The sequence below is a fragment of the Acinetobacter sp. X9 genome, from assembly GCF_054889255.1.
In genome coordinates this window covers 536,067-562,594 of record NZ_CM142679.1, presented here as the reverse complement: position 1 = coordinate 562,594, position 26,528 = coordinate 536,067, and the positions used below count along the sequence as shown (strand labels likewise).

Genomic DNA, 26,528 nt, shown 5'->3' with positions numbered 1-26,528 from the left:
GAATATTATCGTTCACTTTTAGATCATTTAAACATTTTTCATGATTTAGGTCAGAAGCACAGCCATAAAAAAGCGAAAAAGTTTATACTAGGCCCAATTTTTGTGGTGTTTTTTCTCAAATATGCAACTGTCTGACTTTTCCTTTGAATTACCTGATGAACTTATTGCCCGTTACCCTCTCGAATCACGTAGTGCTTCGCGGTTGTTGCACTTAGATTCAAAGGGTCAATATCACGATCACATGTTCACAGACATTATCGATCTGTTCGAAGAAGGTGATTTGTTGGTGCTTAATGACACCAAAGTCATGAAAGCTCGACTTAAAGGAAAACGCTCTACAGGCGGTGCGATTGAGATTTTAGTTGAGCGTATGCTAAACCACACAACAGCGTATTGTCATATCAAATCTAGCAACTCACCTAAAGCAGGTGCTGAGCTTTTCGTCGGTGCAGATAATATTCCTGTGATTGTACGTGGCCGTCACGAAAACTTATTTGTGGTTGAGTTTTCACAGCACATCTTGCCTGTACTTGAGCAATATGGTCAGTTACCTATTCCGCCTTACTTTAATCGTGAAGCAGAAGAAATTGACACTGAACGCTATCAAACTGTTTTCCATAATCCTGAAAAAATTGCCAGTGTGGCCGCTCCTACTGCGAGCTTGCACTTTGACGAAGAGTTACTAGCAAAGTTAGAGCAAAAAAATGTTCAAAAATCTTTTGTGACTTTACACGTCGGTGCTGGCACCTTCATGCCTGTTCGTACTGATGACATTACCAATCATGTCATGCACAGTGAATGGTGTGATGTACCTCAAGAAACCATTGATTTAATTTTGGCGACTAAAGCACGCGGCAATAAAGTAATTGCGATTGGTACAACTGCGACACGTGCTTTAGAAAGTGCAGCTCAAGCTCATGGCGGTAAAATTGCAGCTTGGACTGGCGACACGCAAATCTTTATCTATCCAGGTTATGAGTTCTGCATCGTAGACCGTTTAATTACTAACTTCCATTTACCAGAGTCTACTCTACTCATGTTGGTGTCAGCACTTTCAAATCGAGACAACATTTTAGCTGCCTATGAACATGCAGTTAAAAGCCGCTATCGTTTCTTTAGCTATGGTGATGCAATGCTGATTGATAAGCTAGAAGTTTAAAAATTAAAGCTGGGTTAAACCCTATAAATTAATTCAAGGTTTAACCCAGCTCAAATTTTTACAATAAAAAATAATGAATTTAGCTCTGTGAGTTGCAAAACTTTATCGATAAAACTCAGGCATCATTTTTTTAAAGAAAAATTCCAAATTTAGGAATATTTAGTATTTATCTCATTCAATTTAAAAGATAATCTAAAAATAGCACTTTATGATAATGACCTCATTACTTCCATGCCAATTGATACCTTACAAGAAGCTCTGCATATAAGACGTAAGAAAAATACACAGGTTTTTCGCAATATTGCTCGACTTTGGGATGCTGGACAAAAGTCACAAACAGATCAAGAGCTCTTAAATGCGTTACATCCATGGCGTGAAGATCCTAACCTTCGTTTTGTTAATGTATTACCGTATTTGTTAGGTATTTGCAGTATTACGACTTTATTATTTGGATACTTTTTTCATCCTCATATTCAATATATTTTGATCCTCTTATGGGCATTTTTAACTGGTTTTCTGGCCTATTTGCTCTATGAACCGCAAAAACCTCTAAGCGAAGTCATTCACTATTTAGAAGAACGTATCACCACTTTACGTTATGGATTACGGTTTCAACAGTTACCGGCCTATCTTCCTATTCAATCTCAACCAATTTTAGTCATAAGCAAATTAAAGCAACACTTTCCACTGTTTAATCGGGGTAATAAATCTAATGAAATTACTCAGTTTGCTTCCACTACGTGGGATGATGGCATTACGGAACATCAAGTTCTGCTGTTCAAATATCACTATGTAAATAATTTACCCATTCTTCAAAATCAAGATAGTGATAAAAAAATAGTTAAAGAGATCCATAGAGATCTATGGGGCGCTTTTATATTTCAAATGCCTGCATTAGGTATTGCTATAAGTAACCAACGTTCTCGTTTTTTTACTCCCTACAGCAGTAAATGGCAAAGTAGCGATATTTTAATTAACCAAGAACTTAATATTTTCGGGGTTAATCAACACCAGTTAGCCAAAGAAGTCAGTCCGAGTTTAACTTTAAAATTAAATGATTTTTTTCAGCACTTTAAAGGTGATTTAATTTATCATCATGAAGAGCAAATTTTGTGTTATCTCGGTGAACAAGATCTTTTTCAGACCACCAGCAAGCAAATTGAAATTCATGATGTTTCAACATTACGTGGACACTTACGTACCATGACTATGCCGCAATATGAAAAATTTCAGCAATTAATGCTTAATTTAATTAAATAAATCTCTCGTAGCGCTGAACTGGCAACTTATCAAAAAATAAGAAGTTAAAAGGCTCAATGAGAGAATAAAAATAAGAGGAGTGAAAATGACAGGTTTATTTATTTTCTTGGGGATATTCGTCGTACTGATTGTCTGGGGCGTTCACATCCGTAACACCATCGTACGTTACTTTAATGCGACTAAAAGAGCTTGGGCTGAAGTTGCCAATTTCGAGCGTCAAAAAGTAAAGACCTTGGAATCTCTCGAATCAACGCTCAATCAATATACTCAGTTTGAAAAATCGACATTGGAAAAAGTCACTGAATTACGTCAGCAAATTCTTAATTTAAATGTGAATAACACTGATATTTCTCAGCTACAACAGATCGAGAAAATGAGCCAAGAACTTATTCGAAGCTTAAACGTTGTTGTTGAAAATTATCCAGAGCTTAAAGCTGATTCACTCTATAGCAAAATGATGGATGACATTCAGGAACAGAATGAAAATGTTGGTGCAGCAATTAGCATTTTTAACCGCAATGTCGAGCTGTTCAACAACCAGATTGAAGTATTCCCTAATAATCTTATTAACACTTTAACTTTATCCAAGAAAGCGATTCGTCCTTTTAAGGATAATCTTGTTAATGAGAATTTTGACTATAAACCTAATTTTTAATATGAAGAAAATAGTCTCCAAGTTATCGGAAATTTATCTATTTTATAACCAGCTACATTTAGTAGTAGAACTACGTCGCAGAATCAAGGAAAATAGCCCTCTTTTTAGCAGCGAACTGTTTCTTCGCCTCTGCTCGTGTTCAGGATTTTTAGATGAAGTTTGAAAAATTAGGTCAGTCGGGGCGCGCCCGTCGTGGTCGTTTAACTTTAGAGCATGGTGTTGTTGAAACACCTGTTTTTATGCCAGTGGGGACTTACGGCACAGTCAAAGGCATGTTACCTCGTGACATCGAAGACATTCAGGCACAAATTATTTTAGGAAATACGTTCCATTTATATTTGCGTCCGGGTCTTGAAGTGATTAAAGAACACGGTGGTTTACATGACTTTATTAAATGGAATAAGCCAATTTTGACTGACTCTGGCGGTTTCCAAGTTTTTAGTCTTGGCGCAATGCGCAAAATCAAAGAGGAAGGTGTTACTTTCCGCTCCCCGATTGATGGTTCAAAAGTATTTTTATCTCCTGAAATTTCTATGGAAATTCAGCAGGTCTTGAACTCTGACATCGTTATGATTTTTGATGAATGTACACCTTACCCTGCGACACATGAAGAAGCTCAAAAATCATTGCAGCTTTCTTTACGCTGGGCAAAACGTTGTAAAACCCATCATCATGATGAGCTCAAAAATCACAATGCTCTATTTGGCATTATTCAGGGCGGTATGTATGAAGACTTACGCGATGAGTCTTTAAATGGCTTACTTGAAATCGGATTTGACGGCTATGCAATTGGCGGTTTATCGGTAGGTGAACCTAAAGAAGAGATGATCAAAGTTTTAGATTATCTACCAAATAAAATGCCACATGACAAACCACGTTATTTAATGGGCGTTGGTAAACCAGAAGATATCGTTGAAGCAGTGCGCCGCGGTGTCGATATGTTTGACTGTGTAATGCCGACTCGTAATGCTCGAAACGGTCATTATTTTGTCACTGATGGTCTGGTACGTATTCGTAATAGTAAATATCGCCATGATCAGAGCCCGCTCGATCCACATTGCGATTGTTACACTTGTAAGAACTTTACCCGTGCTTATCTATTCCACCTTGAAAAATGTGGAGAAATGTTGGCGTCTATGCTCGGTACTATTCATAACTTACGTTATTACCAACGTTTGACTGAAGGTATGCGTGATGCATTAGACAATGGCACATTTGACGAATTTGTTCAGGACTTTTATGCCCGTCGTGGTTTAGAAGTTCCACCATGTCCGGTTGATGAATAAGCCAGATTTGCGCTCAACCTCAAGACAAGGTAAATTGCAAAACGAATTAGGATTATGTCAGTTATCTGACTCATATTTTTAACTTTAGGAAATCAAAATGAGCTTTTTAATTTCTGCTGCTCATGCAGCACCGGCAGCTGGCCCAACTAATGGTATTTTGCCAAACATCTTAATGATTGTCGTATTCGTTGCAATCTTTTATTTCTTAATTTGGCGCCCTCAAGCAAAACGTGCTAAAGAACACCGTTCTTTGATCGAGAGCTTAGGTGTTGGTAGTGAAGTTGTTTTCGCTGGTGGTTTAATGGGCAAAGTAACCAAAATTGAAGGTGACTATGCAGTTGTTGAACTTAGCCGTGGTGTAGAAGTAAAAATTCAGCGTGCCAGCGTAATTTCAGTATTACCTGAAGGCACTCTAAATAACCTTTAATCATAAAACAGTCGTGCTTTAGCACGGCTTTTTCATTTAAGAAGAAAGCGAATGCGTTACCCTGCATGGAAATATTTACTGATTCTGGTTGTTCTGGTAATCAGTACATTATACGCACTGCCTAGTCTATATCCGGATGAGCCCGCTGTTCAAATTTCCGGTGCCAAAGCTGGTACCCAAATTGATCAAAGTGTGGTGAAAAAAGCAGAGCAAATTTTAAAAACAGCAAATATTGCGAGCCATGACAATACTTTTACAAATAATGCTGCCCTATTGCGTGTTAGTTCATCTGAAGCGCAGTTAAAGGCAAAAGAAGTATTACGTCGTGACTTAGGTGATGAATATGTTGTCGCCCTAAACCTTGCACCAACCACACCGGAATGGCTGCAAAAGATTGGGGCAAAACCAATGAAACTTGGTTTGGACTTACGTGGTGGTGTCCACTTCTTGCTTGAAGTAGATATGGACAAAGCCGTTGCCCAACGTATGGAAACCTCTGCCACCGATTTGCGTCGTCAGTTCCGTGAAAACAAGATCAAATTTAACAGTCTTGCATTAACGAATAATGTGATCACTGTTCAATTTGCTGACAATGCTGACCGTGATGCAGCAATGGATTTTTTACGTCGTAATGGGAATGAATATACCCAACAGGCATTAGCAAGCTCTACAGGTTCTACTTTAAAGCTTACTTATACCGATGTACGTCGCCAAGAAATTCAGTCATATGCGGTAAATCAGAACTTAACAACATTACGTAATCGTATTAACGAACTTGGTGTTGCAGAAGCATTGGTACAAAGTCAGGGTAGCAACCGTATTGTTGTTGAATTACCGGGTGTACAAGATACAGCTGAAGCTAAACGTGTTTTAGGGCGTACTGCGAACCTCGAATTCCGTTTAGTTTCTGACTTAAATGATCAATATATCGATCCATATACGGGTAAATATAATGGTCAACCTTTACCTCCGGGTACAGAAGTTTTTGCTTATGAGTCTTTAGATAGCGGCCGTCAACTCTTGTTGCAACGTAACCGAATCTTGACTGGTGAGCGTGTTCAAAATGCAAGCTCTGGCTTTAGTCAGGACTCTGGCGGTGCCGAAGTAAATATTACGCTCGACAGTGCTGGCGGTAAGCTAATGTCCGATGCAACCCGTAATGCAGTTGGTAAACGCATGGCGGTATTGTTCATCGAGAACAAGCAAAAAATTAACTATGTCACAGATCCAAAAACTGGTGCACAAACAGAAGTTCGTACGCCATACACTGAGTCTGTAGTCATTAACGCTGCAACAGTTCAAGCTGTTTTAGGTTCGACTTTCCGTATTACTGGTTTAAGTTCTCCTCAAGAAGCATCTGAACTTGCATTAATGCTTCGTGCTGGTGCTTTGGCTGCGCCAATGTACTTTGTTGAAGAGCGTGTAGTAGGTCCAAGCCTTGGTCAAGAAAACATTGATAAAGGTGTATTGTCTACTCAAATCGGCTTCTTGCTCGTTGCAATCTGGATGGTGGTTTTCTTCCGTGTATTCGGTTTAATCGCGAACTTTGCTCTTGTGTTTAACTTGGCAATGATTTTAACCGTGATGTCATGGATTGGAGCTTCCCTCACCTTACCGGGTATTGCCGGTATCGTTATTACCATTGGTATGGCGGTCGATGCGAACGTATTGATATGTGAGCGTATCCGAGAAGAAATGCTCTGGGGGGCCTCACCCAAACAGGCCATTGTGGCCGGTTATGATCGAGCCTATAACACCATTTTTGACTCGAACTTAACCACGTTCCTCGTTGCATTCATTCTGTTTGCAATTGGTACAGGCCCAATCAAAGGTTTCGCCGTGACATTAATGATCGGTATTATTTGTTCGATGTTTACTGCAATTACAGTAACTCGTGCAATCGTACAAATCATTTATGGCAAACGTCGTAATTTGAAAAAGTTGAGCATTTAAGGAGATCGATGATGACTAAAGTGACTCAACAAGATTCAAAACAATATGGTCGTCCGGATGATGCAAAAATCATCCCGTTCATGAAGATTGCCAAACCTGCGGCGATCTTCTCGATCCTTATTACTTTGGCAAGTATTTTCTTTATTGCGACTAAAGGTCTTAACCTCGGTTTAGACTTTACCGGTGGTGTTTCAGCTGAGCTTAACTATGCTCAACCAGCCAATCAATCTGAAGTTATTCAGGCACTCGATAAAGCTGGTTTTAAAGATGCTGTAGTACAAACTTTAGGTAGTAATAAAGACTTACTTGTGCGCATGCCAGTACAAGAAGTTAAGGTTGAAGACCTTAATAATGCGATTACTAAAGCAGTGCAGTTGCCAAATAATGCTGCCGAAGTTCATAAAGTGGACTCTGTTGGTGGTCAAGTTGGTAACGAACTCTATGTTCGTTCTGCTGGTGCAGTTGCACTTGCACTTATCTTAATGTTGATCTACGTGACCATCCGCTTTGAGTTTAAACTCGCGATGGGTGCGGTAATGTCTTTATTCCACGACATCATCATTATTATTGGTGCTTTTGCATTATTCCAATGGCCATTTGACCTTACAGTGTTAGCTGCGGTACTTGCTGTTATTGGTTTCTCGCTTAACGATAACATTGTAGTGTCAGACCGTATCCGTGAAAATTTCCGTAAAATTCGCGGTGCGACTCCTCGTGAAATCGTTGATATTGCGTTAACTGAGACTTTACGTCGTACCATTCATACATCAATGACGTTATTGCTGGTTGTTCTAGCGATGATGTTCTTAGGTGGCGATGGTCTACACTGGTTCTCTGTGGCAATGTTTGTTGGTGTATTTGTCGGTACTTATTCTTCGATTTATATCGGTACTGCATTTGCATTATGGCGTGGTCTTAACCGCCAAGACTTCATCGTTCAGGTTAAACCTGAATTTGAGGATGAAATTCCTTAAGCTGTCTAAAACAAGACAAATAAAAAAAAACCGCGATTCATTCGCGGTTTTTTTATTTGATTCAAAAATTATTTATTTACGGCGCAGGGCATCCGAAATTGCTTCAACCAATTGTTGAGAAATTTCTTGCTTAGATGCTTTCTCTAACTCACGCTTTTTCATGTGATAGCTTTCAGCAAAGAAAACTGTCATCGCATTCTCATCAGAAGCAAACCCAATATCAGCACGTGATACATCGTTGCAGGCAATCATGTCTAGTTTTTTAGCAACAAGTTTTCCTGCCGCATATTCTTCAACATTCTGCGTTTCGGCGGCAAAGCCCACCATAAATGGACGTTTTTCCTGACCTGCGATTGTCGCCACGATATCTGGATTTTTTACAAGGGAAACATTCAACTCATCCCCTGCTTTCTTAATTTTATGCTCAGCAACTTCTGCTACGCGATAGTCTGCGACTGCCGCAGTCGCAATAAAAATATCGCAGCCTGTTTCTAGTGAACTCATACTGACGTCAAGCATTTGTCGTGCTGAGGCAACATTTACACGTTGAACACCATTTGGCGTATCTAAACTTACAGGTCCAGCAATTAGAGTCACTTGCGCGCCAGCAGCATAACAAGCAGCAGCTAAAGCGAAGCCCATTTTTCCAGTACTATGGTTTGAGATATAACGGACAGGGTCAATCGCTTCACGTGTTGGTCCAGCAGTAATAACCACTCGTTTACCTGCCAACAGTCCAAATTTCTCAGCGATAGCACGTTGAGCTTGATGGAAATAGCCAGCGACTTGGCGAGCAATTTCTTCTGGCTCAGGCATACGGCCTAAGCCGACATCACCACAAGCCTGCTCACCCGCATCCGGCATGATCACATGTACGCCATCTTCGACTAAGGTTTGCAAATTACGTTGAGTTGCTTTAGCGGCCCACATTTGCTGGTTCATCGCCGGAGCTACCCAGACAGGAGATTTTGTTGCCAAAAACACCGTGCTGAGTAAATCATCTGCCAAACCATTCGCAAATTTAGCCAATGTGTCACAACTTGCAGGTGCGACTAGTAATAAATCAGCCCAACGTGCTAATTCAATATGTCCCATACCTGCTTCAGCCGCTGGGTCTAGAAGTTCAGTATGAACAGGATTACCAGAAAGAGCCTGAAAAGTTAATGGTGTAATAAATGCCTGCGCACCATGTGTCATCACCACTCGCACGTCAAAGCCATAATCTTTGAGGCGGCGGACTAAGATGGCACTTTTATAGGCAGCAATTCCGCCAGTAACAGCTAAAACAATGTTTTTATGAGGAATAACGCTTAGATCAAAGCTCACGAACAGGATACCTTTCTGTTGCAGTGGCGCTCACAATAGCATTAAATACGCGCAGACCCAAGATTGATTGGGCAAACAAAATAAAATTTTAAGCGAATAATGCTGGGGAATATGAATACTTCTATTAAAAATTGGCCTGAACAAGAACGGCCAAGAGAACGGTTATTACAACAAGGTCCACAAAGTCTATCAGATGCTGAGCTACTCGCGATTTTTCTTCGCTCAGGTTCAAGGCAATATTCAGCAGTCGAGTTATCTCGTTTACTCATTCAGCACTTCGGTAACCTTAATGCCGTGTTTGATGCCTCATTTAGTGAGTTAACTCAATTTAATGGCATTGGGGCAACGAAATATTCACAATTGCTGGCAGTCAAAGAACTTGGACGGCGTTATCTCAATCATCACTTCCAGACAAATAATCTCAGCCTCCATTCATCAGATCTAGTGTTGGATTATCTGCGCTATGAACTAAAGGGTGAGAAACAAGAAGTCTTTGCTGTTTTGTGTCTAGATCCAGAACTAAGAAAGCTTCATTTTAAAAAGCTATTCTTTGGTTCAGTTCAGCATTGCGCAGTTTCGGTCAATCAAACCTTACGCTACGCCTTACAGCAACATGCTTGCCAGCTCGTTATTGCACATAATCATCCATTTGGTTCAGCACAACCGTCTTCCGAAGATATTGCCTTAACTCAGCAACTTGAACGGGCTTGTCAGCTTGTCGAAATTCGTCTGCTTGACCACTTTATTATCTCACCAGAAGGGAGCTTTTCCTTTGCTGAACAACAACTGCTCAACCCAGCAACAATATCAGTTCAATGATATTGACAAAGTACTACTAAGCCTAGAAGATCAAAACAAAAATAGCGACGTTTAAAATAAAATGATTGTTCGGGAACAGCCTAGTATTTTCAAAGTATTATTCTCTTGGCGAGGCACAATTTTACCCAAAATTTTGCCATCCTTAGGCGTTGTGATGCTGATCTCGGCAATCATTGGTGGAGTCGAATACATCAATCTTTATCGCTTTCCAGAGATTCCTCTGGTTGGCTTTACGCTCATTGGTGTCGTACTTTCTATTTTCCTAGGATTTAAAAATAGTGCATGTTATGACCGTTGGTGGGAGGCCCGAAAATTATGGGGCGTTCTAATTGCAACTTCACGCCATTTTGACCGTGACTGCCGTATTTTAACTCAAGCTCGCCGTGAGCGTGTTATTCAACATGTGATTGTTTTTGCTAATGTATTGCGTGACCGTTTACGTCGTCAGACGGCGAACCCAACTGAGTTAATACAAACCAGTGGTATGAGTCAGCAAGCACTCACTCAACTCTACCAACAAAATAATGCTCCTCAGTACACACTCAGTCTCATTCACTGGGAATTGTTGCAGGCACTTAAAGAAGGTGAAATTTCTGACATCATCTATGCACAAATGAATAAAAATGTTTCAGATTTAAGTGTTGTACAAACTGGCTGTGACCGGATTGCCAATACGCCCATTCCATTTGCCTATTCAGTTTTACTCAACCGCACAGTCTATTTTTTCTGTTTTATGTTGCCTTTTAGTCTTGGGTCATTACTTGGATTAGCAACGCCTTTACTCGTCGGAATTTTGGCATACACATTTTTAGGTCTAGATGCACTAAGCTCTGAAATTGAAGAGCCTTTTGGTACCCAAAGTAATGATTTACCGCTAGATGCAATGGTACGTAGTATCGAGATTGAGTTATTAGGGACTCTAGGTAAACCAACACCTCCTCCAATTCAAGCTCAAGATAACAACTTACTCTGAGCTCGATTAAAGAAAACGTTCCCAAATCCCATGCTGCTTATCAGTGGGTTTAGGCGTATTTCCTAGTTTAATCCATGGCATATTTTCACCATGAAAATCACTGCCAATTGAAACTGCCAACTGATATTGTTCAATCATTCGATCAATCATCTGGCGAGTAGATAGAGGTTCCATTTGTGGAGGTAACTCAATTGCGTCTCCACCTGAAGTCGCGAATAATTCAATTAAATAACGAACGTTAGTTGCAGATAAATCATAACGGGTCGGGTGTGCTAATACTGCGAAACCTTTACTTTGATGAATCACATCAATAGTTTCTTTTAAGCCTAGTCCTTCAAACTTTACAAAAGCACGTTTTCCTTCTTTTAAGAAACGATCAAATGCTTGTTGAGGACGAGTCACGACATTTTTCTCGACCAATGTTTTAGCAATGTGAGTTCTTGTTACCCTATCCGGCTGATTTTCTACTTTGGCAAGAACATCATCATAAATCTGAAAACCAATACATTTTTCTAATAGCTCACAAATCACTTTAGCTCTTTGCGCTCTAATTCTTTTTTGTTGTTCTAATGCTTCTAAAATTGGTGCTTCATCTTGCATATTTAAAGCAACAATATGTACACCATAACTCTTCTTAGTGGTTGGGCGCGACCATTGACTAGAAATCTCTGCGCCAGAAATAATATTTAAATCATGGCCTTGTGCAGCAATTTTTGCACGCTGCAACCCATCCATTGTATCGTGGTCAGTCAAAGCCAACGTATGCAAGTTCACATCAATAGCAGCTTGCACCAGCAATTCCGGAGACAAAGTTCCATCAGAAATATTGCTATGTGTATGTAAATCTATGCCTTGCATCTTTTATACTATGCCATTCGCCAAACCTGATCAGATACTCTAACATGAAAGCACTTCTGGACTTTGTTCCATTAATTATTTTCTTCTATTTATATAAAACAGTTGATCCAACTGACACCCAGCATCCTTTACTGAAACTGATCGGGTCTGCTGGTGGTGCCGATAATAATAATATTCTTGTAGCGACGACTGGCTTAATTATTTCAATGCTTGTGGTATATGGTGCCCTATTCGTTTTCCAAAAATTCCGTCTTGATAAACAACAGTGGTTTGTATTGTTTATGACTGTCATTTTTGGTGGTATCACCCTCATGTTAAGTGACGATTTCTATATTCGTCTCAAAGCTGCGATTTTAAATTTAGTTTTTGCAGGCGCATTCTTGATTTCACCTTGGTTTGGTAAAGACCGTAAACCGCTCATTCAACGCTTATTTGACCCGATTTTAGATTTGAGTGAAAAAGGTTGGAAAAACCTCAATTTTGCTTGGGCTGCGATGTTTGTTGTGATGTCTTGTCTGCATGTATTCTTCGCATTTTTATTTCACGGTGGAAAATATTGGGGCGAATTTACTGCATTTGGTGACATGATCGTGATGTTTTCATTTATCATTATTCAGTTCATTATTTTACGCAAACATTTTAAGTCACCAGACGCTTAAAGTGCTTCCAGATTGATTATAGAGATACGATTACATGCCTTTTTTTGTTCTAAGCTGTACCGATAACGAAGGAACTTTAGAAAAACGCTTGGCAGTACGCCCTCAGCATATCGAACGCTTACAAAAACTCGATGATGAAGGCCGCCTTGTTACAGCGGGTGCTATGCCAAAAGATCCTAATGATCCGCAAGCAGGCTTCTATGGTAGCACCATGATTGTTGAATTCGACAGTCGCGAAGCATTAGATGAATGGTTAAAAGAAGAGCCATTTCTTAAAGAAGGCATTTATGCTCACGTTGATGTAAAACCGTTTAATAAAGCATTTCCAAAAGGGTAATCGCATGCAGCTTGCAATCAAAAGCTTTCTTGGCTTGTGTTTGATATGTTCAACTGCTGGAGCAGTTGAACCTGCTGCGACACCAGCAACTCCTTCCCCAAGTGCGCCTTCAACTCAAGCCGCTAAACCAGCTCCAACATCTACAACTGGAGTCAAAACAGTAGCGACGACGGCACCAACTGCAACACAACCACTTACAGCAGAACAGCTCGCAAAGAACAAGCAACAGCAAGACGCAAAAATCAAAGCCTTAGTCCAAGATCAAGCATCTCGCTTAAAACAGCTAGAACATGCCAACCTTGAAGCGCTAGCCCAGAACCAAGAGTTACAACTAAAAAATGATAATCTCTCTGTTCAGGTTCAAGTCTTACAAAGCGAACGAAGTGCGCAAATGTTTTTATATGGCGCTGTTACCTTAGCAGGCGGTGTATTGCTAGGTTTCTTTATTGCTAGTTATATTCATACAAAACGTCGACGCCAGTGGTAATACCAAGCGATCTATTAAATTCAATGAACGTATCAAACCGTATCCAAACAGCAGAGCTGGACTGGGAATTTATCGATGGTATCGAGATTCCCATTTCTAAACAATTTGGTGATGTCTACTTCTCTAAAGATAATGGCCTACTTGAAACACGACATGTTTTTCTAAATGGTAACGACTTATCAGAACGATTAGCCAATCTAAAAGATTTTGAATATTTCAGTGTAGGAGAAACCGGTTTTGGTACAGGTTTAAATATTCTTGCACTCTGGCAACTTTGGCAGCAAGTTCGTCCTAATAATCAAAGCCATTTACACGCAATTAGCGTAGAAAAATTTCCATTAAGTAAAGCTGATCTTATTCGCGCTTTAAATGTCTGGGATGAACTTAAACCGCTTGCAGAGCAGTTAATTGAACAATATCCCCTGCCTATTGCTGGATGTCATCGTTTAACTTTTCCTAAAGAACGTTTTAGCATCGATTTATGGCTTGGAGATGCGCAAGAAATTTTCCCAAGCATGGCTAAAACTAAAGCTGTGAATGCCTGGTTTTTAGATGGCTTTGCACCGTCTTGCAACCCAGACATGTGGGAACAAAATGTTTTAAACAATATTGTCCGTCTTTCAGGTTATGGCACTACATTCGCCTCTTTTAGTGTTGCTGGCATTTTAAAACGTGGACTAAAAGCACATGGTATCGATATTTCTCGTCCACGTGGTTTTGGCCATAAACGAGAAATGCTCAAAGCAGTCTGGAAGCTGCCTGAATCTGATCAGGGTTCCACAGAATTAGAACAAACCCACGCATTGGCTACAGAGCAACAGCATATTGCGATTATAGGGGCTGGTGTAGCAGGTTTAAGCACGGCGTGGGCATTTGCAGCACGTGGCCACCAAGTGACCTTATACGAGCAAACCAATCCGTTATCGGGCGCGTCTGGAAACCCTTTGGCATTACTTAATCCGAAACTATGCCCAATTGAACAAAGTCATGAACATCTCATGACATTAAGTTGGCAACATGCTTTAAATTTTTATAAAAATTTTAATGCATTCCACCCGCTTCAAATCCAGCAAATTGCATTAAAAAATGCAGATGAACTTCTTGATTTGGTAAATCAGTATCCAGCTCAAGTTGTTACCAAATCAGCGAACTCACTTGAAAGTGATTATTCAAGCATATTACTAACTGAGGCTGGTTCCGTTTCACCACATCAATTACGTGATGAAATTTTGCAGCATCCATGTATCAATCTCGAAATTGCCCATGTCACAGCACTTGTTTCTTCTGAAAATAAAGTTCAATTGCAAACCAACAATGAAATTATTGCAGAAGCAGACCATGTCGTTGTGTGCTGCGCTCGAGAAAGTGCTGCTTTATTTGACAGCTATCCACTGTTAAAACCAATACGTGGACAAGTCAGCTGGGTTGATAATACATTTTCTCCCCTACCTTTAAATGAAGCGTATAGCTATGGCGGCTATTGCATGCAACTTGATGCTTCACAAATGATTTTAGGTGCGTCTTTCTACCCAAACCGTGAAGATCAAGATGTACTTCCCGAAGACCATGTGCATAACTTTGAATTAATCCACAGTGTATTCCCTGAATATGCTGAAAAGTTACCATTACCTTCGACATGGCAAGGTCGTGCATCTATACGGGCTCAAAGCTTGGATTATTTTCCTCTGGTTGGAAAAATGCAGGAGAATAGCCGAATTGCTACTTTTGCTGGGCTTGGCTCTAAAGGCTTCTTATTTGCACCCCTGTGCAGTGAAATCTTAGTTGCTCAAATATTAGGAGAAGCTTGCCCGGTACCGGAACGCCTATTACAAAAATTGAATCCTCAACGGTTTCAAAAGAAAGTGAAACCTAAAAAGCCTTATTTTAAACCGCAATAATTCACTTCAATAAAAAAGCACCCGAAGGTGCTTTTTTTTATGCGCCCTGCTCTAGAGGCAAGCCGGCATCACGAGCTGCACGTGTCCCGCCCATCAGCACGACATATTCACGCGAGGCATCCAATCCTTCTAGTTTCTCAGCTGCACGAGGAGCTTTGCTACCACCACCACATAAAATATAAATCGGCTGACCCGCAGAGACCTGGTTCAAAATATCAGCATTCAAATCATTAATTGGGCGATTCACCGCACCTTTAACATGCCCTTCTGCATAAGCATTAGTATCACGGACATCCCAGATAACAGCATTTTCTGGGAACTCAAATGTTGTAATTTCTTGTTTACGGATCATTGTGCACTCCTTTGATGTAAACAACACTTGGCAAATGAAGAAAACCCTCTTAGCATCTCAAATATTCTTTCCCTTTGTAAAGGTCTAAACTATGCCTTCTTTCGATATTGTCTCTGAATTAGAGTTATTTGAAGTTAATCATGCTGTACAAAACACACAAAAAGAGATTGCCACACGCTTTGACTTTCGTGGTCACGATGTTTCTATCGAATTAAATGAAAAAAATAAAGAAATCAAAATCAGTACCGAAAGTGATTTCCAGTGTGAACAAGTTTATAACATGTTAGAAAATCATTTTTATAAACGTAAAATTGATGTTCAAGCACTTGATCCACAAAAAGCCTCTGCTTCAGGCAAAAATTTTGTACAAGTCATTAAACTTAAAGACGGTCTTGACTCTGATACTGCAAAAAAAATTAATAAAGCCATTAAAGAAAGTGGTGTTAAAGTGCAATCTTCTATTCAAGGCGACAAAATTCGTGTAACTGATAAAAAGCGTGACACTTTACAACAAGTTATGACTTTTTTACGTGAACAACAATTCGGTGTGCCATTACAGTTTAATAACTTTAAAGATTAATATTTTGTCGGCCATTTAAAGCTAAGGTAATCCCATGTCTCAATCCAACCGTCTATCAAAACTGGTAAAAGCAACTTCAAAATTCCCTAAAGGTATTCGGAGCACGCTTTGGAGCAAGGCGTTTGGTCGTATCGTGCCAATGGTGGGTACAGCAAACATCCGCTATCTGGAAGTAGACTCAAACCACGTTACTGTCCGTTTAGATAACCAAAAAAATATGCAGAATCATATTAAAGGCGTCCACGCTGCGGCTATGGCGCTTTTAGCAGAAACTGCAACGGGTTTTCTAACCGGTTTACATATTCCTGATAATCGAATTTTATTAATCAAATCATTACATGTAGATTATTTAAAAGTGGTTGAAGGCGGTTTGACTGCTACAGCAACATTGTCTGCTGAACAACAAAAGTTTATTGCAGATAATGAGAAAGGTGAACTTGTGATTCCTGTTACTGTGATTGATGACGCAGGCAATGAGCCAATTCAATGTCAAATGCTGTGGGCATGGTTACCTAAACGCAAGAAATAATAACTAATCTAAAGTATTTTTAGATGGTTATTTACCTCAAGATATAAAAATTATTTTTGTATCTTGAGGTCAAAATGAAAAAAATACTGATTCTTTCCTCTTTATTTACCAGTTTAATATTTACAACAATAAGTTCTCACGCGACTGAACCTCACATTAAAACCAGTAAAGTAACTTCGGCTAAATCAGAAGCTATTGATAAAGTAAGTACTCAAAACAAAAGAATAGTGACCGACTTTTATGAAGGTGTCTTTTTAAAACATAAAGTCAAAGAATATGCAGACCGCTATATTGGTCAACAATACATTCAGCACAATCCTAATGTTCCAGATGGGAAAGCGCCTTTTGTTAATTTCTTCACTGAAAAATTCCAAAAGAATCCGCAAGCTAAAAATGAGATTAAACGTGCAATTGCTGAAGGTAATCTTGTCGTTTTACATGTTCATTCCACTGAAAACGAAAAAGACAGAGGAAGAGCGATTGTTGATATATTCCGTGTCGAAAATGGAAAAATCGTAGAGCATTGGGATGTGATACAAAATATTCCTGAGCAAAGCAAAAATACAAATACTATGTTTTAATTTCTAAAAAATAGTTTTTCTTTTGAATAAAATTAAAGCCTGAATACGGATATTCAGGCTTTCTAATTCTTATTGAGTTTCTAAAAACTTTTGTTTCGCTTCTTCAGGTATTTGACGCTTATTACCTTTTACATCTACTGCTACGAAGGTAAACACTCCCTCTGTAATGCGTATTGGCTCACGAGAGTCATCATGACTATCCCAAACTTCAATTTGCATCTGAATAGAAGTATTTCCAACTTTTAAGATTTTGGTATAGCAACTAATGACAAAGCCAACTTTTACCGGAACCAAAAAGGTCATTTGATTAATAGAAATCGTAGCACAGCGACCACGACTGAAACGTTCTGCGTGAATTGCTCCAGCCAAGTCCATTTGTGACACAATCCATCCACCAAATACATCACCACTCCAGTTTGTATCTGCTGGCATGGCAATCGTTTGTAAGGATAAAATTCCTTCTGGTTTGGTATAAGCTTCTGACACCTTAGCTCCCGAAATTCGTTTGAAGTTGTTGATCGAGCCACTGTTGCAATTCAGGCGCACGTAATGCACCGCTAATACGCGCGACCTCTGTCGTTTTATTCATTAAGACAAGTGTCGGAATACTTCTCACATGAAAAGCTTGGCTCAAGCGAGGAGATTCTTCGGTATTAATCTTGGCAAAGATAACGCCTGGATTTTGTTTTGCGACCTGCCCAAAATGTGGAGCCATCATTTTACAAGGTCCGCACCATTCTGCCCATAAGTCTATAAGAATAGGTAAATCACTATTCGTGATGTAGTTACTAAAATTTTGCTCATTTAGCTCAATAGGTGCAAGCGGTAGTAATGGCTGATGACATTGCCCACAGCTTGGTTGTTCTGGAAGTTTTTCTTCTGGAACTCGGTTTTTAGCACCACACGATGCACATACAATAATCATTTACATCACTCCTATATGCTGATGTAAAAATTCTAATTGGGTTGTCACTGCTTTTTCAAACCATGAACCGTGATAGATATCAAAATGTTTCATATCCCATTCATGATAACTCACAAAAGGCGCAATATTTGTCGCAGCTTCACGGCTTGACTCAATAGGAATAAGCGAATCTTTTTGAGCAGCAATAAATAAAACAGGAATATTAATCTGGCGCACAACTTGGATTGGACGGTATCGCATCAGATTAAAAAAGACACGAGCAGGAACTTCCCCACTCCAATAATAATCAGGATTTACAATCGATAAATAGCCATAATAACTATCAGCCGTAGGCATAAAGCATAAGTTATGTTGATCAACAACAGGTAATCTCTTTGGATTAAGCCCCATCTTTGATCCCATATAATCCTGACTCGATAGCTTTAATGCTTGGGGATAGCGCTGCAAAGGATAGAGCTTGGCAGTTTCAGCGCCATCTACATAAGGAATTTGTACTAAAACCGCTTGAATATTCTTTAACTCAGAAGCTAGGCTTAGTGCATATCCCCCACTTAAAGAAGTTCCCCAAAGCACAATCCTTCGGTTATCTACGAGTTTACAAGTCGAAGCATACTGAATCACTGTCTTCCAATCTTCTAATTGTGAATTGATGGAGACCATTTCTCTAGGCTTGCCAGTACTGCCACCCCAATATCTGTAATCAAACAAAATAACAGCGTAACCTGCTTGAGCAAATCGCTGGGCATACTGAATGAGTTTAAATTGACGCAATCCGGCAAAACCATGCGCCATGATAATTACCGCAGATTTATTATTTGTTTTTGGAATATAAAAGTCAGCTGCGATCATTTCCTGATCACATGGAACATATAAAGGCTCAACCGTATAAGCGTGCATATGTGCTCCGTGGCATTATGGTCGAAGTAATGAATTTACAAAAAACATCCTGATCGCCTTTTAAAAATCTAGAGCTGTTCTATGACATAAGTTTTATCTATGTAGGAACAACGTTTTAGTGTCTTGTATCTCAGGTTAAGCTTAATGCTATGATACAGCATAAGAGGTTTTGTTAAATTTTGGAGTGACGAAATGTCAGATAATGTTGGTTTCGCAGGTCAAATTGGTCCAGAACACGTTGGCCAAGTTGTAGAAAAAGGATTTAAATCTATTATTAATAACCGACCAGATATGGAAGGCGGCCCAGAACAACCTACAAGCGCTCAGATTGAAGAAGCTGCACGTCAGGTAGGCTTAGACTATGTATATCAACCTGTTGTAGCTGGACAAATTACTGAACTAGATGTACGTACTTTTGCTAATCATTATAATGAATTGCCAAAACCTGTGCTGATGTTCTGCCGCACAGGAAACCGTTCAAACAACCTATATCAATTAGCAAAACAAATGGATTTGTTAGACGACTAAGTTTAAAAAATTGGTACTCTTTAAAACCCTATTTTCTTCTTTAAAGTAGGGTTTTTTGATAAATTATTTTGCATATCTCTGCACGAACTCAACAGAACTAAAAATAATATTAATTTAGAGTATTTATATCTTTTGATTGATTTATTAATTTTCTATGAATAAATTTATTTTCGTTCTTTTAAGCTGTTTAATCATTAGCGCATGCTCCTCAATGCAAGTAAAACCTACTGTCGGGGTAACGATGGGTACACGCATTTAATCAGTTACCCTGCCTATAAATATCATGAGCAACCTCATGAAATATATGTTATTTTATAAACCTAAAAAATTATTTTAAATAACTTATCATTTTAATGGGGATAATCATGAAACTTACTCAAGGAGTATGTGGAGTTACTTTGGCTGCTTTTTTGACAGCTTGTGGTGGGGGTGGCAATGATGGCTACTATAATCAAAATTCAAATTCTGGTTCTACAACAACACCAACCACTCCATCACCAGATCAGGAGTTAGCGACTTCAGTTTTAAATAATGTAAAACAAGAAGGGAAATATCTATTTGGTGCCTATGATCTTAATGATGAAAAGCAATCAAAAGGTTATATTGATCATGCACTAGATACCTTCGCTCAAGGACCACTTAAGTTAACCTTAGACATTCGAAAAGTAGATCTTACTAAGTACTCCGACCACTATCGAGATAAATGTTTTATCAAGAGTACTACAGACTACCGCGCCTGCTATGTATTTAAAGGGGAAGAAATAAAAACTTTACTCACTGGATATAATGATTGGGACTTTGATATTACAGCAGACGACTTGAAGAACATTAAACTGGCAAACGACAATATATCTCCGAACTTACAGGACTATCAATCAAATACCAGAATTTATATTTTTAAAAATGAAAATAATGATAAAAACTTTCAAGATGTAACTATTACAGGTGCGTTTGCTTATCCTTTCCAACAGTCATGGGGACTTGAACAAACCAAGCAAAAAAGATTCGTATTAATTAATGCTGCCACAAGTGATTATAAAATTACGACAACCGCTCTAGTTCAAGATCCAGAGACTGGCCAACCAACTGAAAAAGAAGTAACCACGGGTGCAATGAGTGTTTATAAAGATAATACATCAATTGATGGTGATCTCTATGTAGTTCAAGGTGGTTCTGGTTTCAACGTACTCATTAATGACAATCCTAATGTCCCTTTTGCAGAGCCAATTTCATTTGTTGTGAACTCAACTCCTGGTAATACGAACAATGCGACATATAAAGTAATGGCTAATAATCACCAAATATTGAGCCTACCAAGTATTACTAGCCTTGAAGGAAGCCGAGTTGAAAATGAATCACCAACAACGAATGCACAGAAATTTAATGGCAGTATTTATTTAGAAGGACAAAATATTTTTACTTTCAAACAAAGCTTGAATGGAACTACATTAGACTTTAAGCATGTTATTAATGGGATAAGCATTGAAGGTCAGTCTTCTGTTAGTCAGAATGGTACTGTTTCAACAACCCTAAAAACACCTTTTATGCAAAAATTTACATTTTAAAGCTAAATAATTAGGACGAAACCCTCTGTTTAAGAGGGTTTTTCTATATATTCTAAATATCTATTAAAATAGCTTAATGACAATGTTCGATATTATTATCATTGGCGCAGGTACTGCTGGTATTAGCGCATACAAAGAAGCCGTTAAACATACCAACAATATTTTAATTATAAATGATGGACCATGGGATACTACTTGTGCCCGTGTAGGCTGTATGCCAAGTAAAGTTCTCATCTCTACAGCAAACCGTATGTTTGACATTCAAAATGCTCAAGAGGTTGCTTTAGATGTATCTGCAAATATTAATACTGATCAAGTGATGCAGCATGTACAAACTTTACGTAACAGATTTACACAAGCAACTTTAAAAGATGTAGATCAATGGCCGACTGAGCATAAAATTTCTGGCAAAGCACATTTTATTGATCCACAAACTGTAGAAGTTAACGGAAAACAGTACAAATCAAAAAGTTTTATTCTGGCGGTTGGTTCAACTCCTAATTATGATCAAATTTGGAAGCAAGAATTAGGAAACCGGCTTATAACAACAGACCAAATATTTGAGTTAAAAACACTTCCTAAATCTATTGCTGTAATTGGTAGTGGTGTGATCGCTCTTGAGATTGCACAAGCTATGCATCGTCTAGGTGTAGAAACAACAATCTTCGCTCGCAGTAAACGAATTGGAATCCTAACTAGTTCTAGAGTTCAACAGCTTGCTCAAAAAGAGCTAGGAAAAGAATTAACAATTCTATTCGAGACTTTACCGAGTGAAGTTAAATGCAGTAAGGAAAACGCTGTATTAACTTACCAAGTTGATGAAACAGAGAAAACTCTCGAAGTTGAATATGTTTTAGCTGCAACCGGCCGTACAAGTTTAATTGATACTTTAAAACTAGAAAATATTGATAATTCATTCAAAGATATTAAGTTATTACCTGTAAATGCTAAAACTAAGCAGCTAGATACATATCCAATTTTTGTTGTCGGTGACGCTTACACCTCAACACCACTACAACATGAAGCAGCACATGAAGGTAAAAAAGTTGTTTATAACTGTTTAAATTATCCACAGGTAAACTCAGTTAAGACACTTACTCCATTAGGAATTGTCTTTAGTCATCCTGAAATGGCGATCGTAGGTCAAAGCTATAAGCAATTAAAAGATGAAGGTATAGATTTTATTACAGGCGAAGCCTCTTATGAAGGACAAGGAAGAGCTATTGTTCTTGGAAAAAATAAAGGTGCTATTGAAGTTTATATAGAACGGGAAAGCCAAAAGCTTCTAGGTGCTGAGCTATTTACAGAAGCAACTGAACATATGGCCCATTTATTAACCTGGATAATCGGTGAAGAATTAACGCTAAATGATATTCTAGAGAAACCCTTTTATCATCCGACTTTAGAAGAAGGCCTTCGAACTGCTCTAAAGCATGCACGTAGACAACTGAAATAATCGATTTTAGAAGAGCCCTTTATTAATCAAAATTGGCTCTTCTCTACTTCACATTGCTTTAATTAATTCATTTGATGGGAAATAACCGCAACTAATGAAGCATTCTTTTCAGATGAACTAGTATATATCCATGTCTCTAAAGGCTTCCCATTTTTAGAAATAATATAATTTGTTGTGGTCAAATTCTTATCTTTATATACTTCTTTTTTATAAGTTAGGCCCGTAGATCCTGGAGGTAGCCAGTTTTCTAAATTCTGCTGAATTTCAGTTGAATTTCCTTTATTTATAAATAATGAACATACACCATTATTGAGTTGAGTAATAACGAATTTTCCTTCAGAAGAACTTATCATCCATGCATGACCATTATAATCTTTTAAAAAATCTGCAGCATATTCATCAGGCATTTGGATAAATCCCATATTTTTTGCTTGTTTATTTATTAATTGAGGGTTTCCTCTAGAACTTACACAGATATTTAAAAAGGCTTTTGTACTATACAAACTTTTCACAGTTTCATTAGCATATATAGAACTACAACTGAGTATTGTAGACAATATGAAGGAAAATATTTTAAATTCTGAAAATTTCATGATTAATACTCTTATTATCATTTTAAATAATGTGATTTATATCATAATTCATTCTAAAGTTACTCGGGTATTTAGATTTTTTTATCACGATAAAAAAACACCCCCATTCATTGGAATGGGGGTGTTTGTAATAATGAGCTGGCGATGACTTACTCTCACATGGGTAACCCCACACTACCATCAGCGCTAAGAGGTTTCACTTCTGAGTTCGGGAAGGGATCAGGTGGTTCACTCTTGCTATGGTCGCCAGCACAACTGTTTATGGATACTTGCTTCGTTTTATTCACTGTGTGATACGTTGCGTTTTCCAAATCTTTACAGATGGGCTGATTGAATCTGATTTTTCGTTGTTCATTTTAGCTAAGTGTTTAACTAAATCAAGTTGCTTTGCATATTTATGAATCGATTGATGCTTCATATACAACTGCTTGGGTGTTGTATAGTCAAGCCTCACGAGCAATTAGTATTGGTCAGCTTCACATATCACTATGCTTCCACATCCAACCTATCAACGTCCTAGTCTCGAACGGCTCTTTAGAGGAATAAATTCCTAGGGAAATCTTATCTTGAGGTAGGCTTCCCGCTTAGATGCTTTCAGCGGTTATCCCTTCCGAACATAGCTACCCGGCGATGCGACTGGCGTCACAACCGGTACACCAGAGGTTCGTCCACTCTGGTCCTCTCGTACTAGGAGCAGATCCTCTCAAATTTCCAGCGCCCACGGTAGATAGGGACCGAACTGTCTCACGACGTTCTAAACCCAGCTCGCGTACCTCTTTAAATGGCGAACAGCCATACCCTTGGGACCTGCTTCAGCCCCAGGATGAGATGAGCCGACATCGAGGTGCCAAACACCGCCGTCGATATGAACTCTTGGGCGGTATCAGCCTGTTATCCCCAGAGTACCTTTTATCCGTTGAGCGATGGCCCTTCCATACAGAACCACCGGATCACTAAGACCTACTTTCGTACCTGCTCGACTTGTGGGTCTCGCAGTTAAGCGCGCTTTTGCCTTTATACTCTACGCGTGATTTCCGACCACGCTGAGCGCACCTTCGTACTCCTCCGTTACTCTTTAGGAGGAGACCGCCCCAGTCAAACTACCCACCAGACACGGTCCTCGTCCCGGATAACGGGACAGAGTTAGAACCTCAACATTACCAGGGTGGTATTTCAAGGACGGCTCCATTGGAACTAGCGTTCCAACTTCAAAGCCTCCCACCTATCCTACACAAGTAAGGTCAAAGTTCAGTGTCAAGCTGCAGTAAAGGTTCACGGGGTCTTTCCGTCTAGCCGCGGGTACACTGCATCTTCACAGCGATTTCGATTTCACTGAGCCTCTGCTGGAGACAGCGCCGCCATCATTATGCCATTCGTGCAGGTCGGAACTTACCCGACAAGGAATTTCGCTACCTTAGGACCGTTATAGTTACGGCCGCCGTTTACTGGGGCTTCGATCAAGAGCTTCGCTTACGCTAACCCCATCAATTAACCTTCCAGCACCGGGCAGGCATCACACCCTATACGTCCACTTTCGTGTTTGCAGAGTGCTATGTTTTTAATAAACAGTTGCAGCGGCCTGGTTTCTGCGGCTGTCGTCAGCTCAGGAAGCAAGTTCCATCACCAACAACAGCGTACCTTCTCCCGAAGTTACGGTACCATTTTGCCTAGTTCCTTCAGCAGAGTTCTCTCAAGCGCCTTGGTCTACTCGACCTGACCACCTGTGTCGGTTTCGGGTACGATTCCTGTGTAACTGAAGCTTAGAGACTTTTCCTGGAAGCATGGTATCAGCCACTTCACTGTACAAGTACAGCTTGCTATCGGATCTCAGTATAGAGTACCCCGGATTTGCCTAAGATACATACCTACATCCTTCCACCTGGACAACCAACGCCAGGCTGACTTAACCTTCTCCGTCCTCTCATCGCATTACACAGAAGTATTGGAATATTAACCAATTTCCCATCGACTACGCCTTTCGGCCTCGCCTTAGGGGTCGACTCACCCAGCCCCGATTAACGTTGGACTGGAACCCTTGGTCTTTCGGCGAACGGGTTTTTCACCCGTTTTGTCGTTACTCACGTCAGCATTCGCACTTCTGATACCTCCAGCATACTTCTCAATACACCTTCATCGGCTTACAGAACGCTCCCCTACCACTTGACTAATGTCAAATCCGCAGCTTCGGCACATAGTTTTAGCCCCGTTACATCTTCCGCGCAGGCCGACTCGACTAGTGAGCTATTACGCTTTCTTTAAAGGGTGGCTGCTTCTAAGCCAACCTCCTAGCTGTCTATGCCTTCCCACATCGTTTCCCACTTAACTATGATTTTGGGGCCTTAGCTGGCGGTCTGGATTGTTTTCCTCTTGACTACGGACGTTAGCACCCGCAGTCTGTCTCCCGGATAGTACTCATAGGTATTCGGAGTTTGCATCGGTTTGGTAAGTCGGGATGACCCCCTAGCCGAAACAGTGCTCTACCCCCTATGGTATTCGTCCGAGGCGCTACCTAAATAGCTTTCGGGGAGAACCAGCTATCACCAGGCTTGATTAGCCTTTCACCCCTATCCACAAGTCATCCCCTGGCTTTTCAACGACAGTGGGTTCGGTCCTCCAGTTAGTGTTACCCAACCTTCAACCTGCTCATGGATAGATCGCCTGGTTTCGGGTCTATACCCAGCAACTAAACGCCCTATTAAGACTCGGTTTCCCTACGGCTCCCCTATACGGTTAACCTTGCTACTGAATATAAGTCGCTGACCCATTATACAAAAGGTACGCAGTCACACCACGAAGGTGCTCCCACTGCTTGTATGCATGCGGTTTCAGGATCTATTTCACTCCCCTCACAGGGGTTCTTTTCGCCTTTCCCTCACGGTACTGGTTCACTATCGGTCAGTCAGGAGTATTTAGCCTTGGAGGATGGTCCCCCCATATTCAGACAAGGTTTCACGTGCCTCGCCCTACTCGTCATCATTATGTGTGCCCTTTCGTGTACGGGAATATCACCCTCTACGTTCGCACTTCCCAGAGCGTTCCACTAAAACACACATAACTTAATGGGCTGATCCCCGTTCGCTCGCCGCTACTGAGGGAATCTCAATTGATTTCTTTTCCTAAGGGTACTGAGATGTTTCACTTCCCCTCGTTCGCCTTGCAACACTATGTATTCATGTTGCAATACCTACCTTAAAGTAGGTGGGTTCCCCCATTCAGAAATCTCCGGATCAAAGGATATTTGCCGCCTCCCCGGAGCTTTTCGCAGGCTATCACGTCTTTCATCGCCTCTGACTGCCAAGGCATCCACCACATGCACTTAATTACTTGACTATACAACCCCAAACAGTCGTCAACACCTACAAGTGAGTGTTGTCCGTGCGATTCTTCATCGCTACTATCTGTTGTCTGTGTACTTAAACACTGTACAGCTTCAATCTAAATTCACATACCA

Annotated in this window: 27 protein-coding genes and 2 rRNA genes; 19 read left to right on the top strand and 10 right to left on the bottom strand. The window is 39.9% G+C overall.

The annotated features are described in order from the left end of the window. The first annotated feature begins 121 nt into the window (after nucleotides 1–121). The 7 genes from queA (at nucleotide 122) to secF (ending at nucleotide 7,714) form a co-directional block, all read left to right on the top strand. The gene (queA, locus tag ACYU0V_RS02840) at nucleotides 122–1,159 is read left to right on the top strand and encodes a tRNA preQ1(34) S-adenosylmethionine ribosyltransferase-isomerase QueA (protein ID WP_057076415.1); all 1,038 of its coding nucleotides are present in this window, start codon (nucleotides 122–124) and stop codon (nucleotides 1,157–1,159) included. 231 nt (nucleotides 1,160–1,390) lie between these two features. Next, entirely contained in the window at nucleotides 1,391–2,419 is a 1,029-nt protein-coding gene (locus tag ACYU0V_RS02835; RefSeq protein ID WP_461848947.1) for a hypothetical protein, read from the top strand. Nucleotides 2,420–2,504: 85 nt separating this feature from the next. Next, nucleotides 2,505–3,074 (top strand): LemA family protein, encoded by a 570-nt coding sequence (locus tag ACYU0V_RS02830; RefSeq protein ID WP_046813346.1) that lies wholly within the window; start codon nucleotides 2,505–2,507, stop codon nucleotides 3,072–3,074. Between the two features lie 152 nt (nucleotides 3,075–3,226). Then, complete coding sequence (gene tgt, locus ACYU0V_RS02825; RefSeq protein WP_002116306.1) at nucleotides 3,227–4,360, top strand: tRNA guanosine(34) transglycosylase Tgt; 1,134 nt, start codon at nucleotides 3,227–3,229, stop codon at nucleotides 4,358–4,360. 97 nt (nucleotides 4,361–4,457) lie between these two features. After that, on the top strand, nucleotides 4,458–4,787 hold the full coding sequence (gene yajC / locus ACYU0V_RS02820; protein WP_002116168.1) for a preprotein translocase subunit YajC: 330 nt from the start codon (nucleotides 4,458–4,460) through the stop codon (nucleotides 4,785–4,787). A gap of 51 nt (nucleotides 4,788–4,838) precedes the next feature. Beyond that, complete coding sequence (gene secD, locus ACYU0V_RS02815; protein ID WP_002116237.1) at nucleotides 4,839–6,740, top strand: protein translocase subunit SecD; 1,902 nt, start codon at nucleotides 4,839–4,841, stop codon at nucleotides 6,738–6,740. Nucleotides 6,741–6,748: 8 nt separating this feature from the next. Continuing rightward, nucleotides 6,749–7,714 carry a protein translocase subunit SecF gene (gene secF / locus ACYU0V_RS02810; RefSeq protein WP_014207646.1) on the top strand — a complete coding sequence of 322 codons (966 nt, stop codon included), beginning with the start codon at nucleotides 6,749–6,751 and terminating at the stop codon, nucleotides 7,712–7,714. Nucleotides 7,715–7,786: 72 nt separating this feature from the next. On the opposite strand, the gene coaBC is transcribed toward secF, so the two are convergent. After that, entirely contained in the window at nucleotides 7,787–9,040 is a 1,254-nt protein-coding gene (gene coaBC / locus ACYU0V_RS02805) for a bifunctional phosphopantothenoylcysteine decarboxylase/phosphopantothenate--cysteine ligase CoaBC (protein ID WP_002116235.1), read from the bottom strand. Nucleotides 9,041–9,139: 99 nt separating this feature from the next. Here coaBC and radC point away from each other — a divergent pair, with 99 nt between their 5' ends. Together radC and ACYU0V_RS02795 are read left to right on the top strand one after the other, a co-directional pair. Beyond that, complete coding sequence (radC, locus tag ACYU0V_RS02800; RefSeq protein WP_262442225.1) at nucleotides 9,140–9,859, top strand: RadC family protein; 720 nt, start codon at nucleotides 9,140–9,142, stop codon at nucleotides 9,857–9,859. A 61-nt stretch (nucleotides 9,860–9,920) separates the two neighbouring features. Continuing rightward, on the top strand, nucleotides 9,921–10,832 hold the full coding sequence (locus ACYU0V_RS02795; protein WP_069141498.1) for a bestrophin family protein: 912 nt from the start codon (nucleotides 9,921–9,923) through the stop codon (nucleotides 10,830–10,832). A 6-nt stretch (nucleotides 10,833–10,838) separates the two neighbouring features. Here the strand turns inward: ACYU0V_RS02795 and ACYU0V_RS02790 are convergent, their stop codons facing one another. Next, on the bottom strand, nucleotides 10,839–11,690 hold the full coding sequence (locus ACYU0V_RS02790) for a PHP domain-containing protein (protein ID WP_461848943.1): 852 nt from the start codon (nucleotides 11,688–11,690) through the stop codon (nucleotides 10,839–10,841). A 44-nt stretch (nucleotides 11,691–11,734) separates the two neighbouring features. On the opposite strand from ACYU0V_RS02790, the gene ACYU0V_RS02785 reads away from it, so the two are divergent. Genes ACYU0V_RS02785 through mnmC form a run of 4 tightly spaced genes read left to right on the top strand, consistent with a single transcriptional unit; the run spans nucleotide 11,735 to nucleotide 15,071 of the window. Continuing rightward, on the top strand, nucleotides 11,735–12,349 hold the full coding sequence (locus ACYU0V_RS02785; RefSeq protein ID WP_033850634.1) for a septation protein IspZ: 615 nt from the start codon (nucleotides 11,735–11,737) through the stop codon (nucleotides 12,347–12,349). A gap of 34 nt (nucleotides 12,350–12,383) precedes the next feature. After that, nucleotides 12,384–12,686 carry a YciI family protein gene (locus ACYU0V_RS02780; protein ID WP_002116400.1) on the top strand — a complete coding sequence of 101 codons (303 nt, stop codon included), beginning with the start codon at nucleotides 12,384–12,386 and terminating at the stop codon, nucleotides 12,684–12,686. Between the two features lie 4 nt (nucleotides 12,687–12,690). Next, nucleotides 12,691–13,173, top strand: a complete 483-nt coding sequence (locus tag ACYU0V_RS02775; RefSeq protein ID WP_005064163.1) for a hypothetical protein — start codon at nucleotides 12,691–12,693, stop codon at nucleotides 13,171–13,173. 23 nt (nucleotides 13,174–13,196) lie between these two features. Beyond that, nucleotides 13,197–15,071 (top strand): bifunctional tRNA (5-methylaminomethyl-2-thiouridine)(34)-methyltransferase MnmC2/FAD-dependent 5-carboxymethylaminomethyl-2-thiouridine(34) oxidoreductase MnmC1, encoded by a 1,875-nt coding sequence (gene mnmC / locus ACYU0V_RS02770; protein ID WP_461848939.1) that lies wholly within the window; start codon nucleotides 13,197–13,199, stop codon nucleotides 15,069–15,071. 37 nt (nucleotides 15,072–15,108) lie between these two features. Here mnmC and ACYU0V_RS02765 read toward each other — a convergent pair whose 3' ends face one another. Further along, on the bottom strand, nucleotides 15,109–15,423 hold the full coding sequence (locus tag ACYU0V_RS02765) for a rhodanese-like domain-containing protein (protein ID WP_002116171.1): 315 nt from the start codon (nucleotides 15,421–15,423) through the stop codon (nucleotides 15,109–15,111). A 91-nt stretch (nucleotides 15,424–15,514) separates the two neighbouring features. Here ACYU0V_RS02765 and ACYU0V_RS02760 point away from each other — a divergent pair, with 91 nt between their 5' ends. The 3 genes from ACYU0V_RS02760 (at nucleotide 15,515) to ACYU0V_RS02750 (ending at nucleotide 17,113) form a co-directional block, all read left to right on the top strand. Beyond that, on the top strand, nucleotides 15,515–16,003 hold the full coding sequence (locus ACYU0V_RS02760; RefSeq protein ID WP_032055429.1) for a YajQ family cyclic di-GMP-binding protein: 489 nt from the start codon (nucleotides 15,515–15,517) through the stop codon (nucleotides 16,001–16,003). A gap of 34 nt (nucleotides 16,004–16,037) precedes the next feature. Beyond that, entirely contained in the window at nucleotides 16,038–16,532 is a 495-nt protein-coding gene (locus ACYU0V_RS02755) for a DUF4442 domain-containing protein (protein WP_005804736.1), read from the top strand. Between the two features lie 74 nt (nucleotides 16,533–16,606). Next, entirely contained in the window at nucleotides 16,607–17,113 is a 507-nt protein-coding gene (locus ACYU0V_RS02750; protein ID WP_068528472.1) for a nuclear transport factor 2 family protein, read from the top strand. 69 nt (nucleotides 17,114–17,182) lie between these two features. Here the strand turns inward: ACYU0V_RS02750 and ACYU0V_RS02745 are convergent, their stop codons facing one another. From ACYU0V_RS02745 to ACYU0V_RS02735, 3 genes are read right to left on the bottom strand one after another with little or no spacing between them, the layout of a single operon-like run. Then, nucleotides 17,183–17,599 carry an acyl-CoA thioesterase gene (locus ACYU0V_RS02745; RefSeq protein WP_002116010.1) on the bottom strand — a complete coding sequence of 139 codons (417 nt, stop codon included), beginning with the start codon at nucleotides 17,597–17,599 and terminating at the stop codon, nucleotides 17,183–17,185. Between the two features lies 1 nt (nucleotide 17,600). Then, on the bottom strand, nucleotides 17,601–18,038 hold the full coding sequence (trxC, locus tag ACYU0V_RS02740; protein WP_174724056.1) for a thioredoxin TrxC: 438 nt from the start codon (nucleotides 18,036–18,038) through the stop codon (nucleotides 17,601–17,603). Next, the gene (locus ACYU0V_RS02735) at nucleotides 18,039–18,935 is read right to left on the bottom strand and encodes an alpha/beta hydrolase (protein ID WP_005064153.1); all 897 of its coding nucleotides are present in this window, start codon (nucleotides 18,933–18,935) and stop codon (nucleotides 18,039–18,041) included. Nucleotides 18,936–19,127: 192 nt separating this feature from the next. Between ACYU0V_RS02735 and ACYU0V_RS02730 the strand changes: the two genes are divergently transcribed. The 3 genes from ACYU0V_RS02730 (at nucleotide 19,128) to ACYU0V_RS02720 (ending at nucleotide 22,484) form a co-directional block, all read left to right on the top strand. After that, the gene (locus ACYU0V_RS02730) at nucleotides 19,128–19,463 is read left to right on the top strand and encodes a protein tyrosine phosphatase family protein (RefSeq protein ID WP_002116083.1); all 336 of its coding nucleotides are present in this window, start codon (nucleotides 19,128–19,130) and stop codon (nucleotides 19,461–19,463) included. A 365-nt stretch (nucleotides 19,464–19,828) separates the two neighbouring features. Continuing rightward, entirely contained in the window at nucleotides 19,829–21,028 is a 1,200-nt protein-coding gene (locus tag ACYU0V_RS02725) for a hypothetical protein (protein ID WP_461848934.1), read from the top strand. A gap of 82 nt (nucleotides 21,029–21,110) precedes the next feature. Then, a complete protein-coding gene (locus tag ACYU0V_RS02720) occupies nucleotides 21,111–22,484 on the top strand; it encodes a dihydrolipoyl dehydrogenase (RefSeq protein WP_068528482.1) in 1,374 nt (457 codons plus the stop codon). Between the two features lie 62 nt (nucleotides 22,485–22,546). Here ACYU0V_RS02720 and ACYU0V_RS02715 read toward each other — a convergent pair whose 3' ends face one another. The 4 genes from ACYU0V_RS02715 to ACYU0V_RS02700 all read right to left on the bottom strand — a co-directional run bounded on the left by ACYU0V_RS02715 (nucleotide 22,547) and on the right by ACYU0V_RS02700 (nucleotide 26,407). Continuing rightward, nucleotides 22,547–23,077: an NMCC_0638 family (lipo)protein gene (locus tag ACYU0V_RS02715; RefSeq protein ID WP_461848932.1), complete on the bottom strand. Its 531-nt coding sequence runs from the start codon at nucleotides 23,075–23,077 to the stop codon at nucleotides 22,547–22,549. Nucleotides 23,078–23,213: 136 nt separating this feature from the next. Then, a 5S ribosomal RNA gene (gene rrf, locus ACYU0V_RS02710) occupies nucleotides 23,214–23,328 on the bottom strand. Between the two features lie 32 nt (nucleotides 23,329–23,360). After that, a complete protein-coding gene (locus ACYU0V_RS02705) occupies nucleotides 23,361–23,495 on the bottom strand; it encodes a hypothetical protein (RefSeq protein WP_447512500.1) in 135 nt (44 codons plus the stop codon). 21 nt (nucleotides 23,496–23,516) lie between these two features. Beyond that, nucleotides 23,517–26,407 (bottom strand): 23S ribosomal RNA (locus ACYU0V_RS02700). Between the last annotated feature and the right edge of the window lie 121 nt (nucleotides 26,408–26,528).

Excerpts from the sequence above, each read along its gene's own strand:
- queA (WP_057076415.1), top strand. The coding sequence starts at position 122 with ATGCAACTGTCTGACTTTTCCTTTGAATTACCTGATGAACTTATTGCC.
- ACYU0V_RS02835 (WP_461848947.1), top strand. The coding sequence starts at position 1,391 with ATGCCAATTGATACCTTACAAGAAGCTCTGCATATAAGACGTAAGAAA.
- ACYU0V_RS02830 (WP_046813346.1), top strand. The coding sequence starts at position 2,505 with ATGACAGGTTTATTTATTTTCTTGGGGATATTCGTCGTACTGATTGTC.
- tgt (WP_002116306.1), top strand. The coding sequence starts at position 3,227 with ATGAAGTTTGAAAAATTAGGTCAGTCGGGGCGCGCCCGTCGTGGTCGT.
- yajC (WP_002116168.1), top strand. The coding sequence starts at position 4,458 with ATGAGCTTTTTAATTTCTGCTGCTCATGCAGCACCGGCAGCTGGCCCA.
- secD (WP_002116237.1), top strand. The coding sequence starts at position 4,839 with ATGCGTTACCCTGCATGGAAATATTTACTGATTCTGGTTGTTCTGGTA.
- secF (WP_014207646.1), top strand. The coding sequence starts at position 6,749 with ATGATGACTAAAGTGACTCAACAAGATTCAAAACAATATGGTCGTCCG.
- radC (WP_262442225.1), top strand. The coding sequence starts at position 9,140 with ATGCTGGGGAATATGAATACTTCTATTAAAAATTGGCCTGAACAAGAA.
- ACYU0V_RS02795 (WP_069141498.1), top strand. The coding sequence starts at position 9,921 with ATGATTGTTCGGGAACAGCCTAGTATTTTCAAAGTATTATTCTCTTGG.
- ACYU0V_RS02790 (WP_461848943.1), bottom strand. The coding sequence starts at position 11,690 with ATGCAAGGCATAGATTTACATACACATAGCAATATTTCTGATGGAACT.
- ACYU0V_RS02785 (WP_033850634.1), top strand. The coding sequence starts at position 11,735 with ATGAAAGCACTTCTGGACTTTGTTCCATTAATTATTTTCTTCTATTTA.
- ACYU0V_RS02780 (WP_002116400.1), top strand. The coding sequence starts at position 12,384 with ATGCCTTTTTTTGTTCTAAGCTGTACCGATAACGAAGGAACTTTAGAA.
- ACYU0V_RS02775 (WP_005064163.1), top strand. The coding sequence starts at position 12,691 with ATGCAGCTTGCAATCAAAAGCTTTCTTGGCTTGTGTTTGATATGTTCA.
- mnmC (WP_461848939.1), top strand. The coding sequence starts at position 13,197 with ATGAACGTATCAAACCGTATCCAAACAGCAGAGCTGGACTGGGAATTT.
- ACYU0V_RS02765 (WP_002116171.1), bottom strand. The coding sequence starts at position 15,423 with ATGATCCGTAAACAAGAAATTACAACATTTGAGTTCCCAGAAAATGCT.
- ACYU0V_RS02760 (WP_032055429.1), top strand. The coding sequence starts at position 15,515 with ATGCCTTCTTTCGATATTGTCTCTGAATTAGAGTTATTTGAAGTTAAT.
- ACYU0V_RS02755 (WP_005804736.1), top strand. The coding sequence starts at position 16,038 with ATGTCTCAATCCAACCGTCTATCAAAACTGGTAAAAGCAACTTCAAAA.
- ACYU0V_RS02750 (WP_068528472.1), top strand. The coding sequence starts at position 16,607 with ATGAAAAAAATACTGATTCTTTCCTCTTTATTTACCAGTTTAATATTT.
- trxC (WP_174724056.1), bottom strand. The coding sequence starts at position 18,038 with ATGATTATTGTATGTGCATCGTGTGGTGCTAAAAACCGAGTTCCAGAA.
- ACYU0V_RS02735 (WP_005064153.1), bottom strand. The coding sequence starts at position 18,935 with ATGCACGCTTATACGGTTGAGCCTTTATATGTTCCATGTGATCAGGAA.
- ACYU0V_RS02730 (WP_002116083.1), top strand. The coding sequence starts at position 19,128 with ATGTCAGATAATGTTGGTTTCGCAGGTCAAATTGGTCCAGAACACGTT.
- ACYU0V_RS02725 (WP_461848934.1), top strand. The coding sequence starts at position 19,829 with ATGAAACTTACTCAAGGAGTATGTGGAGTTACTTTGGCTGCTTTTTTG.
- ACYU0V_RS02720 (WP_068528482.1), top strand. The coding sequence starts at position 21,111 with ATGTTCGATATTATTATCATTGGCGCAGGTACTGCTGGTATTAGCGCA.
- ACYU0V_RS02715 (WP_461848932.1), bottom strand. The coding sequence starts at position 23,077 with ATGAAATTTTCAGAATTTAAAATATTTTCCTTCATATTGTCTACAATA.
- ACYU0V_RS02705 (WP_447512500.1), bottom strand. The coding sequence starts at position 23,495 with ATGAAGCATCAATCGATTCATAAATATGCAAAGCAACTTGATTTAGTT.